The sequence below is a fragment of the Clostridium sp. genome, assembly GCF_036660475.1.
Classification (GTDB): Bacteria; Bacillota; Clostridia; order Clostridiales; family Clostridiaceae; genus Clostridium_J.
The window spans coordinates 53,548-68,659 of record NZ_JAVXAO010000011.1 but is presented as its reverse complement, the minus strand read 5'-3'; the positions used below and the strand labels follow the sequence as shown (position 1 = coordinate 68,659).

The 15,112-nt window shown below is 28.3% G+C and carries 14 protein-coding genes and 1 pseudogene; 11 read left to right on the top strand and 4 right to left on the bottom strand.

The window, feature by feature from the left end; all coding sequences use genetic code 11:
* Positions 1-96 precede the first annotated feature (96 nt).
* From RSA29_RS14520 to RSA29_RS14485, 8 genes and pseudogenes are all read left to right on the top strand, one after another.
* Positions 97-513, top strand: a pseudogene (locus RSA29_RS14520) (DUF6530 family protein).
* A 30-nt stretch (positions 514-543) separates the two neighbouring features.
* A complete protein-coding gene (locus tag RSA29_RS14515; RefSeq protein WP_346944508.1) occupies positions 544-1,008 on the top strand; it encodes a hypothetical protein in 465 nt (154 codons plus the stop codon).
* Between the two features lie 69 nt (positions 1,009-1,077).
* On the top strand, positions 1,078-1,761 hold the full coding sequence (locus RSA29_RS14510) for an HNH endonuclease signature motif containing protein (protein ID WP_346944507.1): 684 nt from the start codon (positions 1,078-1,080) through the stop codon (positions 1,759-1,761).
* Positions 1,762-2,192: 431 nt separating this feature from the next.
* Positions 2,193-3,236 carry a Fic family protein gene (locus RSA29_RS14505; RefSeq protein ID WP_346944506.1) on the top strand — a complete coding sequence of 348 codons (1,044 nt, stop codon included), beginning with the start codon at positions 2,193-2,195 and terminating at the stop codon, positions 3,234-3,236.
* A gap of 891 nt (positions 3,237-4,127) precedes the next feature.
* A complete protein-coding gene (locus tag RSA29_RS14500) occupies positions 4,128-4,679 on the top strand; it encodes a hypothetical protein (protein ID WP_346944505.1) in 552 nt (183 codons plus the stop codon).
* 349 nt (positions 4,680-5,028) lie between these two features.
* Entirely contained in the window at positions 5,029-6,285 is a 1,257-nt protein-coding gene (locus tag RSA29_RS14495; RefSeq protein WP_346944504.1) for an MFS transporter, read from the top strand.
* Between the two features lie 916 nt (positions 6,286-7,201).
* Positions 7,202-7,531 carry a PadR family transcriptional regulator gene (locus tag RSA29_RS14490; protein ID WP_346944503.1) on the top strand — a complete coding sequence of 110 codons (330 nt, stop codon included), beginning with the start codon at positions 7,202-7,204 and terminating at the stop codon, positions 7,529-7,531.
* On the top strand, positions 7,532-8,230 hold the full coding sequence (locus RSA29_RS14485; protein WP_346944502.1) for a DUF1048 domain-containing protein: 699 nt from the start codon (positions 7,532-7,534) through the stop codon (positions 8,228-8,230).
* Positions 8,231-8,852: 622 nt separating this feature from the next.
* Here RSA29_RS14485 and RSA29_RS14480 read toward each other — a convergent pair.
* From RSA29_RS14480 to RSA29_RS14470, 3 genes are all read right to left on the bottom strand, one after another.
* Positions 8,853-9,101, bottom strand: coding sequence for a hypothetical protein (locus tag RSA29_RS14480; protein WP_346944501.1), 249 nt, complete (start codon positions 9,099-9,101; stop codon positions 8,853-8,855).
* Positions 9,102-9,161: 60 nt separating this feature from the next.
* Positions 9,162-9,623 (bottom strand): N-acetyltransferase, encoded by a 462-nt coding sequence (locus tag RSA29_RS14475; protein WP_346944500.1) that lies wholly within the window; start codon positions 9,621-9,623, stop codon positions 9,162-9,164.
* Between the two features lie 306 nt (positions 9,624-9,929).
* Positions 9,930-10,367 carry a VOC family protein gene (locus RSA29_RS14470; RefSeq protein WP_346943955.1) on the bottom strand — a complete coding sequence of 146 codons (438 nt, stop codon included), beginning with the start codon at positions 10,365-10,367 and terminating at the stop codon, positions 9,930-9,932.
* A 274-nt stretch (positions 10,368-10,641) separates the two neighbouring features.
* On the opposite strand from RSA29_RS14470, the gene RSA29_RS14465 reads away from it, so the two are divergent.
* The gene (locus tag RSA29_RS14465; RefSeq protein WP_346944499.1) at positions 10,642-12,234 is read left to right on the top strand and encodes an AAA-like domain-containing protein; all 1,593 of its coding nucleotides are present in this window, start codon (positions 10,642-10,644) and stop codon (positions 12,232-12,234) included.
* Between the two features lie 632 nt (positions 12,235-12,866).
* Here RSA29_RS14465 and RSA29_RS14460 read toward each other — a convergent pair.
* On the bottom strand, positions 12,867-14,210 hold the full coding sequence (locus RSA29_RS14460) for a helix-turn-helix transcriptional regulator (RefSeq protein WP_346944498.1): 1,344 nt from the start codon (positions 14,208-14,210) through the stop codon (positions 12,867-12,869).
* A gap of 348 nt (positions 14,211-14,558) precedes the next feature.
* On the opposite strand from RSA29_RS14460, the gene RSA29_RS14455 reads away from it, so the two are divergent.
* A complete protein-coding gene (locus RSA29_RS14455) occupies positions 14,559-14,750 on the top strand; it encodes a hypothetical protein (RefSeq protein WP_346944497.1) in 192 nt (63 codons plus the stop codon).
* Positions 14,751-14,862: 112 nt separating this feature from the next.
* Positions 14,863-15,111, top strand: a complete 249-nt coding sequence (locus RSA29_RS14450) for an SPASM domain-containing protein (protein WP_346944595.1) — start codon at positions 14,863-14,865, stop codon at positions 15,109-15,111.
* Position 15,112: the final 1 nt, after the last annotated feature.

Here is a 15,112-nt window from a genome sequence, read left to right as displayed (position 1 = left end):
AAATATAGTTGACAGTTACTAAAACACTTAATAGAATAGTTGTTAATATAGTAAGTAAATATTTTAGTAAACAATTAATTGAAATGGGTAATAAATATGAGAGTTCCTGAACATTTACAGCATAAACCAATAATTGGAGTTGATAATTATGATAGGTTCGATGGGATGCACTCTAACGTTACTGATGCAAAAGCACTATCAATAGGTAAATCTCAGTAGAATGATGCTGAAATGGCAGCAAAAGTATGGAGGCATACAACTGGAGACGATACTGGAAAATGGAGTAGACAAAGTGAAGAATTACCACTTCACAGAATTCTTGATTTAGCTATTTTGATTACCTCACTATATAGTATGGATGATGTTAATGGAGAATCTATAACATCATTGAATGAAGTAATTATAAATAAGTCTGAATTTAACAAATTAAAACACTTTTTAAAGGAAAATCAAAGACATATAGAATCTAGATTGAATGAATTAAAAAAATTATTGGGAAAGATTGATTTATAAGACTTTTAAATTCATAAAGGGAGTATTTCTATGGCAGGTAAAATTTTAACACCTTTGGAGTGGTACAATAGAAAATTAAATGATTATCCATCATTAAAAAATAATCAAACAGAATTAGTTGTATTAAAAGATTTTGTTGATTTTTTACAAAATAATGATTTATATATGAGTGTAGTTGGTGAGGGTAGAGATACAAAAAAATCTTCCATTTACACTAACAATTCTACAGATAAGGCATATTGGTTATGTGATATTAAGTTCTTTGATGGAACTGCATATGCAAATGATGTGGACGTTGTAGGAAAGGAAAAGATGAATATAGTTAATGATATTTATGAAAATCAAGAGTTTTCAAAAGTTTTAGAAGTATTAACAGGAAAAAGTATGCAATTGGGTACTTATTCAACTATAAAAGAACAGATTACAATTAGTGGATTTAAGAATGCTTTAAGTACGGTGAAAAAAGCAATAAAAATTTATAAAGTATTTAGATAAAATTATGGGTACAATGCTCTATCATACAAATTAAGGTGTAGAATAGGGGAGAATTGAGGAGGATTATAAATGAGTTTTCCAGATGTGGTCAGAACTAATGTGCTTCTAAAATGCAAAAGGCATTGCTGTCTTTGCGGGAATTATTCAGGAATTTATATGGAATTACATCATATAAAACAGAAAGCTGATGGGGGGAAGGATACAGAAGATAACTGTATACCATTATGTTTTAAATGTCATGCAGATGTAAGAAGTTATAATCCGCACCATCCTAAAGGGCTTAAATATGGGGATAAAGAATTAATAGCAAGATGTGATGAGGTATACAATGATGTAAAGAATAAAATCATAGATGTTTATAGCATAGAGGATATTAGTAAAGCGAAAAAACTAATGGATAATTATTATATGGGTTTGGAAGCTCTTATTCAGACAGATCCTTGTGGTCAACGAATTAATGGTTGCTTAGTTGATTTCGCATATAGGATATCTAATGAATTACAAACATATGAATATATTTTTGAGAATGTTGGATTAGATCAAGAGAAATGTGAACTTATTGAGGCTGTTATACAATGGTGTAGTATTTTGGATAATAATAAGTATTTTCATGAAATAGATGATGGTCGTGGAATATGTTTTAATAGTAATACAGTAAATGAATATCGTGAAATTATAAAGAGCTTGAGAATTAGCATACAGACTTCTTATTGGAAGTTCAGAACAGCATCAGCAATGACAGCTTCTATATAAATTCAAAATTAATTATAGGAGGCATAAATATTTAATATACCTCCTTTTAGGTTATCCGTTTATATACTTACGGTGAACCGTACCATAAATAAGTGAACTTTATAGCATTAGGCATTGATATAACTTGTCTAATGCTATTTTCATGTCTGAAAATACCGTATCATAAGTAATATTATAATTACAAAACATGTTATGATAAACTGGTAAATAAGTTTTAAGTGAAAGAGGAATTCAGGTGGTAATTTAATAAAGTGAAATTTTATAATAATTTTACTTTAAAAATAAACCTTATCTTTTATAGTTTAATGATAAGGTTTATTTTATTATAATATATTATTTTAAGAAAAAATATAATCATTTTAATTCAAATGAGTATATTTATGATAAAATGATAATAATAAAAATATAATATGAATGAGGGAGAATATATAATGATTTCTTTTGAAAATAATAAGTTGAACAACTTAGCATTACCAATGAGTATAGTGAGAATGTTAACTACTATAAATGAATATAAGGGGAAGCAAGATTTATATAAAAAACAATCCTCTCAAATATTAGGCACACTTAAAGATGTAGCAATTATACAAAGTGTAGAATCATCTAACAGAATAGAAGGTATTTATACGTCAAATAAAAGATTGCATGAAATAATGGATAACAAAATAGAACCAAGGGATAGAAGTGAAAGTGAGATAGCGGGGTATAGAGATGTATTAAATACTATTCATAGTGCTTTTGAGGCTATACCTGTAAAATCATCTGTATTATTACAATTACATAGAGATTTATACAAATTTTCATCAGTTAAGGGTGGAAACTATAAAAATACTGATAATGTGATTGAAGAAATATTGCCTAATGGAACTAAATATATAAGATTTAAGCCTGTAGATGCTTTTGGTACTCCAGGCTATATGGAGAGACTTTGCGTGGAATATAGAAAGGAGATTGCAAAAGAAGAGATAGAGCCATTAGTTTTAATAGCTGCATTTATATTAGATTTTCTTTGCATCCATCCTTTTAATGATGGAAATGGAAGAATGTCTAGATTATTAACACTTTTACTTTTGTATCAAAGTGGGTTTGAGGTTGGAAGATTTATTAGTTTAGAAAAAATTACTGAGGATAGCAAAGAAACTTATTATGAAGCACTGAATAAATCATCAATGTTATGGCATGATGGGAAAAATAATTTATATATATGGCTTGAATATTTTCTTGGAGTTATTATAAAAGCATATAAGGAATTAGAGGATAGAGTAGGCTGCATTGAAAATACTAAGGGCAGTAAGAGTGAAAGAATAGAAATGGCTATAGAAGGCAAGTTAGGGTATTTTACTAAGAATGAAATAAGAACTATATGTCCTGATGTGGGAGAAGCCACTATAAATAGGGTGTTTGAAAAACTTAAAGTTGAAGGAAGGATAGAAGTTGTAGGTAAGGGAAGAAATTCTAAGTGGAAAAAACTATAGTGAGAAGATGTATATAATTAAAAATGTAATGAATTATAAGATTTTTTACAGTTAAAAAAATCGAAAAATATTAGTAAAAATCAAGTTTTCCCTAGAGGGCTTAAACCCTGTGAGATCTAAGGCTACATGGGGCTAAAAACATAAAAACATAAAAACATGGAAAATTAAGAATTAAGAATTAAGAATTAAGAATTAAAGATTAGAAATTAGAAATTGAAAATTAAAGATTAGAGGTTATGGTAAAGGGTTTATAATAATACAAAAGGTAACACAAATGGTGAAACAATAAATAATACAAATATTAACACGGATAGTGAAACACAAATATTACATTAAATGATTCAAAATATTGAACAGTTAATAACACAAATAACAACACAAGATTTGTTACAAAAATAGCAACAAAAACAGTAACAAATAAGGCAACAAAAATAACTCGTGCTAAATCTGTAAAGATAGGCAGTAAAAGCCTTGAAAGCACCTATAATAGTGGTAAAACAACTATTATAGGTGCTTATTATTTAAGGTAAGATACTATAAATAACATATAAGAATATTCAAGGTTATCATAGATGAAAAAAATGGATTTGTTGACTTAATTTTAAACAGTAAGCTTACATAAATACTTAATAAAGTTAGAAGAAATATATTTAATTCTTAAAGTTAATACCTTCTCATTATATAATCGCTATTACAATTACCATTAAAAATAATTTTATTATTAGGTTGCCATTATTACTATTAAATTACTCTTTAATAGTAAAGTAGCTTTTAGAATTAATGCTTCTATAAATAGAGTTATTGACATAGAGTTTTATTAATCATATAATAAAATAAAACTTATTAATAAATTTTATTTTATTGATAAAATAAATACTAAAGGTGATATATATGGAAAAAAGTAAAAGATTGATCTCAGCAGATGAAATAAGGATATTTTCTAATCATTTCAGAATGAAAATTCTCTCTCTTTTTGATTGTAATTATACTTCTATGACCATTAAGCAGATGGCAGATAAGCTTGGGGAAGTACCTTCAAAGGTTCACTACCACGTGAAGGCTTTAGAGAAGATAAAGGTAATGGAAATAGTGGAAAAAAGAGAAAAGTCAGGTATTATAGAAAAATATTATTTGCCTACTGCCGAGAATTTCTATATAGATAATGTTGTAAAGACCCCAGGAAGCAAAATATATGAAGATAATCAAGATGATATATTTAGTAATATTATGAAAGAGGTCTATGAAAGCATTGATAGCTTCAAAAAAAATGCAAATCCTAATGATGATTCTGGAAGATTATTTAGTCAGCTCAATGTATATTTAACTCCTGCAGAAACTAGAGAACTACATGAGATTTGTATAAATTATATAAAGAGCAAGGAGAAAAAACAAGATTCAATGCCATTCAGCTTTACTCTTTTAACAATTAAAAAATATGACTAAAGCTTACTTTACCCATAAATCTAAATCTCTCCACTGAGTTATAAAAAAATATATTTATTCTTAGTTATGTAAAGTACTAATCAGTTAAGATTAGTACTTTTTTTTAGTGCGCCCACCATGGGCGCAATCTAACGGGTGAAAGTCACGAGTATGGGCTCTTACATATAAAAGTATTGAAATTATTAAACCAAACCTAATATGAAGGTAAAACTGCTAATTAAAAGTTTATTGACATAAAGTTCCAAAGAAGATATAATAAAATAAAGTTTATCAATAAAATTTATTTTAATGATAAAATTTATTTTTAAAGTCTTTATTTGACGATAAACTATAAGTAAGGTGGGGTAAAATGAAAAAGTTATTAAAAAATAAGAATGCCTTAATTTTTGTTTTAGCGAGGTCGCTATCAAGGTTTGGAGATTCGCTTGAAAGTTTAGCACTTATGTATCTTGTATATGATCTTACAGGATCAGCACTAGCGATGGGAACTGTTATGTTGTTTAGTATGATACCAAATTTCTTAATAAGTCCAGTCGCTGGAGTAATAGCTGACAGATACAATAAAAAGCGAATAATGTTCATTGCTGAAATGGTTAGAGCAGGAGCAATTATGTTAATACCAGTTCTAATGTTCACTGGAATGATTCAACTATGGCACATTTATAGCATGGCAGTATTCGTATCTATTGCAGAAAGTTTCTTTGAGCCTTGTTCAAACATTGTATTTGTATCAATAGTAGAGAAAGAAGAATTACATTTAATAAATTCAGTTGCAACCGTTATTGGACGTATTTCAGGAATATTAGGATATTCATTGGCAGGGGTGCTGATTGTATTTTTAAACAAAGAAATATTATTTATGATTGATAGTATAACTTTCTTGTTATCAGGAATTGCTGTACTGATAATTACATTACCTAAAACTGAGGAGAGAAAAATAGGAAAAGCATTAGAAATTGTATCTGATTTCAAAGATGGAATAAAATATATATTTACCACTAAATTAATGCCTGTGCTATTTCTAGGAATACTTATTTTAAGTGCGTTATTGGTACCAGTAGAACGATTTGTGCCAATAGCAGTAGAAGAAATATTTAATTTAAGTCCTACTTGGGCGGGAATATTCATGACAACATTGACAATAGGAAGTATTGTGGGAGGGATAATCTATCCAATCCTAGTAAATAAAAATATAAAACTAAAAAATGCATATCTATATAATCTTGTGTTACTGGGTGGGGTAATACTCATTTCGTGCTATATAAAATCACAATATATATTGTTTGTTATGTTCTTCTCTACAGGAGCAATTTCATCCATAATTGGATCATGGAGTTTTACTGAAATACAGAAGACTTGTGATGAAAAGTATTTAGGTAGAGTAGGTTCCGTTGCTACTATGGTTATGCTTGCAGCAGCACCATTAGCATCGTTCTTAAGTGGAGTATTCATTGAAGTCTTTTCACTAATAAATGTATGGAAATTAGTTGGAGCTCTTTTCATAATAATAGGTTTATATATGTATGTGAAAATCAGCAAATTACTTGAGGTTAATAGTGAAATTAGTGAAGTAGTAAAAATTAGTGAGCCACTTGGTGATAATTAATAATTAGAATATTTAATAGATAAGGAAGAAAAAGATATATTCATCAATAGTCCAAGGGGGATAAAATGTTTAAAACCCACGTAGCCATCCACTACGGAATTTCTAAATAATACTTTAGAATTATACCATAATAGTGTTTTGATAAGAATAATAGTAATTATTATTTATTTAGTATAATTTTTTAAAAAAGTAATAATACTATTTCGTTTAATTTTAAAAGTTGCTGCATTGGTGTGATTCAAAGAAAAAAATGTAATGAATTATAAGATTTTTTACAGTTAAAAAAATCGAGAAATATCAGCAAAAATCAAGTTTTCCCTAGAGGGCTTAAAGCCTGTTAGCTCTAAGGCTACATGGGGCTAAGAACATAAAAACATAAAAACATGGAAAATTAGAAATTGAAAATAAAAAATTAAAGATTAGAGGTAATGGTAAAGGATTTATAATGATACAAAAATAACATAAATGTTGAAACAATAAATAATACAAATATTAATACAAATAGTGAAACAAAAATTATACAAATTATGATTCAAAAACAATACATTAAGTGATACAAATATAAACACAAAATTTGTTGCAAAATTTGTAACAAAAACTGAAATTCTAAGAATTTTTGTTTAGGTTTTATAAGTTCAAGTCCCAAGGCATTTCGACTTATACTAAGGGGTATAGGGAAAGGTCTTGGGACTTGGACTTTCTAGAATTAATAGGATTTTTGGTGCATAAGCACATAGTCGACCTCTCCCAATGAATTAAACATTGCTAATGTCATAAGAAAATCTTCATATAAAAGAAAAGGTGGGCTATTAGGCTGAGATTAAACTTTCTAATGTCACAAGAAAACCTAGACAAAACTGACTACTTGGTGGTACTATGTAGTCAAGGTACTATGTGGAACAAGGTAGGTGAGTAAATGTTTGATAAATCGCAGCTTATGAGAGGAACTTTAGAGGGATCCATTCTTAAAATTATAAGCTTAGAGGTGACCTATGGTTACGGGATAATGGAGAGGCTCAGAGAATATGGGTTTGAGGATATTAAAGAGGGAACAATCTATCCGCTGTTAATACGTCTGGAGAAGAAGGGGTTAATTTCATCGGAGTTTAAAGAGTCACCCTTAGGGCCAAGTAGAAAGTATTATACAATTACAGCGGAGGGAATAGAAACCTTGAAACTATTTGAAGAGTATTGGTGGAAGATTTCAAAGACCGTTAATAATGTTTTAAGTGGGGGGGAAGTTTAAATGTCTAATGCATTAAGTAAACTTAGAAAAGAAAATAATAAGGTAGATAAAGAATTAAGAGACTATGACAATGTAGTACTCACAGATATAATAGTATATTTGCATTCATCAAGTTTGCATGAGTATGATATTGAGGTTATGCGGAAAGAACTTATTGGGATGGCCTTAGAGGCGCAAATTAGAGGGGAAAAGCTCAGTGATATCATAGGTGAAGATTATAAGTCATTTTGTGATGAGTTAATGAAGAGTGGTAGTACAAGAACACGGTATGATATGATTTTAGAAAGTATGTATATAATAATTTCGGGTATCATTATTTTATTTGTAATAGAGATGATTTTTTCACCAAGTATTATAAATATGGTTACTAAGGGGAATTTTGATATGCCTATTAGCTTAGGGTTTCTAGTGTCAACAGCAGCTATAGTAGGTGGAGCCTATGGAATCTTATGGTATATAACCAAGAATTCTTTTGAACTTACAGGGAAAACATCCTTAAAACTTAAGGTGAGTTTTGTTATAGTTTATGCTGCTATTTTTGCTGCAGTAGTATTTTGCAAGGTAAAGCTAAATGATAATGTAATATTTACAGTAAACGGATTATATACATTGGCATTTTTAATTGTAGGATTCCTTATGGTTAATATACTGACAAATAAAAGTATAAATAATTATGCTAAATCCCGAGATGTTCAGTAATTCATGAGTGCACCTGTGGTGTAAATTTGGGGAATACAGCACTTGCAAAGTTGGAGTCCAGGGGAAACCTTGTCTCTAGAAGAATTTTCACTACTGGGGACATGTGAAAGGATCTTGCTAAATATAGTAAAAATTCAACTAAATACATCATGGATAAAAAGATAATATAAGAGGCTACGTAAAAATAAAATTACGTAGCTTTTATTCTTAAAAAAATAATAGAATAAAGCCTGTTAGGTAGCTTTTTATGTTTTTATGTTTTTAGAGGGTTAAACCCTTAGAGGTTACAGGGTTTGAGGCTCCTAGAGAAAATAGGTATTTGTGTGATGAAATATAAAAATTTTTTCTAAAGTTTATACATTCTCATTCAATACTTTCCATTAAAATTATATTTAAAAATTGTTTTAAAATAATTTTATTATTAGGTTGCCATTACTATTATTGAATTACTCTTTACTATGTAATATTAGTACCATGATACTAAAGCACTATAAAGTTAAAATAATAAGGTATCAGAGCATGACTAGTTTATGTTTTCATTATAAAAAATTATAATGAAAACTGAAAAAACCCAGAAATAGCAATATGCATATTTCTGGGTTCTGTAGAGTCTATAAGAAGACTACTTACTAGTTTGCTTTCCTTTTAAACAATAAATAATTAATATCAAAAACAAGACTAAACATATCATATCAACTAACAACCTTATTGTAGGACTAAAAGATCTATATATGTTATATTTTCCACCAGAAATCATTGAACTAAATGCAATAAATACACCAAATAAGTAAAACTTCTTTTTAGTTTTTATAAACAGCCTTAAAAAGTATATTAATATTATTAAACAGACGAAGATACGTCCTATATCCATGTTTACCCCTCCTATATATAATCAATACTTTTTAACATATACATAATTACTTAATATCACCTATATGTCTTTCACCATCAAATTTTCATTAACACCATCTTTATAAAAGTTTGGGATGACACCAATATAGTTATATCCAATTTTTCTATATAACTCTTTGGCTCTAACATTAAAATCTGTAACTAAAAGAAATACCTTTGAGGATGTTTGAACTGAAATTTCTTCAAAGTATTGCAATAATGATTTTCCAACACCATAATTGCGATACTCTTTTTTAACAACTATCATATGCAAATATGGATATTTATTAAATGCACCATCCAGAGTAAACCATATAAACCCTATACATTTATGCTCTTTATCTATAGAAACAAATATTTCTTTTTTAGAAATTGCATTATTCAAAACTCTAATAATCTTATTTTCTTCTGTGAAATATACTCGCCCTAATTCTGATTCTTGTAAGGAAATTTTACAATCAATGAGATGTTTAGGTTCTGCTTGTATAATATTTATCTTCATCACTCTGCACCTCCTTGTCCTTTACTAAGTTACCCTGGGTGTAAAATTAGGAAGTTTTCACTTCCTAAACTGTAGTCTCAAGGAAACCTTACACCAAGACACTAAAGTACTATAGTGTCTTGGTGTTTAAGTGTTAGAGCATAACCAGTTTGTGTTTTAATCATAAAAAATTACAATAAATCCTAAAAGAAACCTAGAAATAGCATTATGCATATTTATGGATTCTGTACGTTCTATAAGAAGATTGTGTCTAAAAATCCACTGTCAGTCCATTATTGCTATGATTTTAAATAAGAATAGGATGAATTAATCCAAATAATTTGAGTCTTTAAAGTATATTTGATTACTATAAATAAGTCCTATCCCAATCAATCTTCCATCAATATCTTCAATAACAAATTCATAACTGCCATAATCTGTTTTATGGGGATTGGATACTATGTGGACACCTTTGGAAACAAACTCTTCATAAATAATATCAACACCACTAACTGTATCGGTGTCAATATAAGCGTCATACCCTGAACCATATCTTTTAGTGTTTGATTGTATTTGCCCAAACTTTAATTGTACAATTACAAACTCAATAGAATCCCTGTATATTGTTGCAAAGTTATCAATCTTATCATAATGTGCTGCAAATTTAAATCCAAGTTTTTCAACATAGAAATCCACAGTTTTTTTTACATCTTCAGATATAAAAACTGGACATACATTTATTAGTTTAACCTTACTATTTTGCATGATATATCACTCCAATCTATATTGAATTAATTTTGAGGTGCAGTATTCTACATGTGTTCAGTTCTCGACCTGATAACCTTCTATTTTATCTTAGTAAGATAAAAATCTTTAAGCTAATTATACCATATTATTAAACTATTGTAATAAAATTACTTTGAGTTCGCTCTTGAGCTAATGCTGAAAAGACATTGGGACTTGAGCCTTATAATCACCAATGATTATGTTTAAATAAGTCCTGAATATGATAGAATAACATATAGGATGGTGATAGATTTTGGAGAAGAAGTTTAATATAACTGGAACATGTATTCCAAATAGACACTACATGGTAGATACTTCAAATAAAATAGAAAAAGTAATGAAATTAGTTAATGCTGAGGAGTATTTTATAATAAATAGACCAAGACAATACGGTAAAACCACTACTTTATTTTTGCTTAATAATAGACTGGAAAAATCAGAGGACTATTTACCTATAAGCATAAGTTTTGAAGGTTTAGGGGATTATATTTTTGAGAATGAAGGAAGATTTAGTAAAGGCTTCTTAAGATTATTACAACATATGCTTGAATTTGATAATCCTGATCTGGCTGACTTCGTAGGTAACTTTAAAGATGATATGGAAAGTTTAAATGACTTGTCTTATTTCATCACAAAACTTATAAGAAAGTCCAATAAAAAAGTAGTATTACTCATAGATGAAGTTGATAAAAGTAGTAACAACCAGCTATTTTTAAGCTTTCTAGGGATGCTTAGAAATAAGTATTTACTTAGGAATCAAGGACGAGATTTTACTTTTCACAGTGTTATACTTGCAGGGGTTCATGACATTAAGACGCTGAAGGTGAAGCTAAGACCTGATGAGGAGCAGAAGTATAATAGTCCTTGGAATATAGCCACTGATTTCAATGTGGATATGAGTTTCTCAAAGGATGAGATAATGACAATGCTGGATGATTACACAGAAAATAAAGCGGTAACCCTTGATAAGGAATACTTTGCTGAAAAGCTCTATTTCTATACCTCTGGATACCCATTCCTGGTGAGTAAACTTTGTAAGATCATAGATGAAACTATAATGGATGAGGATAAATTAGTATGGGAAAAAGAGTACATGGACCTAGCTGTAAAACAGCTCTTAAGGGAGAGCAATACTAACTTTGATAGCCTTATAAAAAATATAGAGAATGATGAAGAGCTATATGACTTTGTTAGGAGAATAATATTAGATAGTGAACCTATGAGTTATATAAAAAGTGACGTTATAATAAATATGGCAAGTGTATATGGTATTTTAAAAGAAGAAGATGGACTTTGTAGGATAGATAATAAAATTTATGAGCAACTTCTCTATAATCACATGATGATGAAGGTTATAAGAAAAGATAAGAAATCAATTATGTCCCAATATAACTATAAATCAAAATTTATAATGGAGGATGGCAACTTAAATATAAGAAAAATTCTTATAAAGTTCTCTGAGTTCATGAAGCATGAGTATTCAGAGAAGCGAGAAGCATTTCTTGAAGCAGATGGAAGGCTATTATTTCTAGCATTTATAAGTCCTATAATAAATGGAACAGGCTTTGCCTTTAAAGAGGTACAAGGTGGCGATGAGAAAAGATTTGATATTGTTATAACCTATAATAAAAAGATGTATATACTAGAGCTGAAAAGATGGAGTGGGGAATCCTATCATCAGAAGGGATTAGTCCAGCTAGGAGAATACCTAGACCAGTATGATCTTGATAGGGGATATCTTCTAATTTTTGACTTTAGAAAGATCAGTGGAGAAGTCGGAAATCAGAAGGATACGGTTATTACTTTAGGTGAAAAAGAAAAGAGGATTGTTGAAGTTTATTGCTAATATAGCAACGCTTCAGAAGTCTTGGCAGCATAGTAACACTATTTAAAGGCAATATGAATGATGCAAGAGAGATTATTGGGGTTATCACAGAGATTAAAAATAACTGTGAGTAGATTAGTTAAGGAATAAATATATTTAGTTCAAATATAAAATATAAAATAATATATACACAAAACATAACTCAAGATATAACAGGAATATGATGCAATATATAACAAGAAATATGATGTGAAAATAGTTGCAATAAATGTTTAAAAATATGATACAAAAATAGTTACAATAAATGTTACAAAAGTGTTACAAAGTTTGTTTCAAAAACTGTTTACGAATATGTTGCAAAAATTGTTTCAACAAAATCTATGAAAAGCTACGTAAAAATAAAATTACGTAGCTTTTATTTTAAAAAAAATCAATAGAATAAAATCTGTTAGGCAGCTTTTTATGTTTTTATGTTTTTATGTTTTTATGTTCTTAGAGGGTTAAACCCTTAGAGGTTACAGGGTTTAAGGCTCCTAGAGAAAATAGGTATTTGTGTGATGAAATATAAAATTTTTTTCTAAAGTTTATTCATTTAGAAAGAAGTCTTAGTATGAATTACATCACTATCACATCCTATATAAAAAGAAATAACCCTAAAATGCTTTAGGGTTATTTGAATTGTGTAATTGTTCTTTTTTAGAGTCTAATATAAATTTTAATAAATCACTTAAGCTTTCTTTATCATTAGTATCATTATAGAAATCTAAAAGCTTAAATACTGGTACTATGCTAGCATCAACAATGTTTAATGAGATAAGTTCGAGAAGTTCATTTTTGAAACTATTTATTTCAGATAAAATTTCTTCTTTTATAAGTATATCCAATAGCTCAGTTAGAGATTTAACTATTATAGATATTCTTTTATGATATTTAGCAACCTTTATAGATTTTTTATAATATTCAATGGACAAGTCTATATTATTAATTAAATTATTAGACATAGCTATCTGGTTATAAGCATTTGCACTATAAGAACTTTCAGCTACTTCACTGTAATTATTCATTAGGTAAATTAACTTATCGATATAAACTCTTATATTCTTCGTATCCTTTAACACAGTATAAATATCAAGGATATTTCCTGTAATTAGTATGATGTTTTCAGTATCATTATCATCTAAAGTACTAAGCATATACTCATTTAGCTTAAAGGCATCACTATAAAATTTGGTATATCTAAGGCAATTTACTCTTAATACATTAAGTTCAAAAATATCTATTTTCGTTAGATTTTTTAGAGTTTTTTCGATGTGTTCAAGTTCAATTAATGCTTTATTATATTCTTTTAGATGCATATGGGCAAGTATGTTATTATGGAGAGCCTTATATTTTAAATCTTCAGGTATGGTGTCGTTGTATACTAGAGCTAAATTATTAAAATCCATAGCCTCCTTATATTTACATAACCACAAGCATACATTTCCTAACTTTTGAAGAAGTTTAAACAGTCTAATATCATTAAATAGCCTATTATGGTTTTCAAAAGCCTTTATATAGTAAACATAACTCCCGTTATAATTTTTTTGTTTTCTCAGGATATCTCCTATCTTTTCATATATAATCATTTTCTTTTCTGGAACATCATATTTAATTAAAAACACTTCGATTTCTTCTATATCTTTAGTAAAATCCTTTGAAATATTATCTTCATTCATAGATAAAAAATCTATATATTGGCTAGCAATTTTGCTAGTTTGAGAGTTTATATCCTCTAGTAAGTACTCTGCATTTAAAGTAAAGTCTATTCCTCTTTCTTTGCATATTCCATTTATGTTATCTGCAATTATATGTGCCACCGTTGGTGTAAGGTTAGATCTGTCATTTTCAATTATGCTTATGAGCTCACGGGTTATGTCGCCTCCTGCGATTTCCTTTTGATTAATTTTGAACTCTTTTCTAATCCTTCGAATTTTTTGACCTGGTGATAAAATTTCCATATTATCAATCTCCTTATTAGCATTTAATGTTAAAAATCTTTATGTATCAAGTATTTCTCATATTCAAACATAACTTACTTAAGTGGAATATAAAACTTTAGCTGAATGTTAGAAACTATCTAGGATTTTCACCTCTGCTAGATAATAGATAGAGAGAAGTAAAATGAACTTTTATACATTAATACTGTATTAATATAATTATTATACCATTTGAAATAAAAAAAGTAAAACAAAACCTTTACAGAAAAATAACAATAGGGTATGTTTAAAATGTAAACACTAAATATTACATAAATGTTATAAATTTATGTAATATTTAGTGTTTATGTAAAAAAGGAGAGATTTAAAATGAGGAAAAAAACAATATCATTATCAATTTTAGTGGCTATATGTCTAATGGTAGGGTTATATTCAACGAATAAAGTTTTACAAAGTGAAAATAAATTTATTAGCAATAATAGTATAAGACTGTTATCAATGGGTTCTGATTTAGAAAGTTTCAGAGATATAATAGATCCAGGCATAACAAATCCTAAATAAAAAGTAGATTTTATTCTAAGATACACAATAAACAACCAATGCAATGTAAAGATTAATGTTTACATACAAAAATTACTATGATATGATTCAAGTGTAAATAAAATAACTTACAATTGGAGACGTATATCCTTGCGATTATCTTAGATTTCCTGAGTTTAAAATGGGTAATATATTAGTAGATACGGATGATGAGATATGGAATAATAAAAAATTTTTGGAATTGGTAAGTCTTAATAGAAGTGAGAAGAAAGAGTGTAGCGATTGTAAGCATAAAAAGTGTTGTACAGGTTGTACAGGTCTTGCTTATGAAAAGTATAGAGACATTAGAAGAAAAGACCCAAACTGTAATATTGTAAATTAAT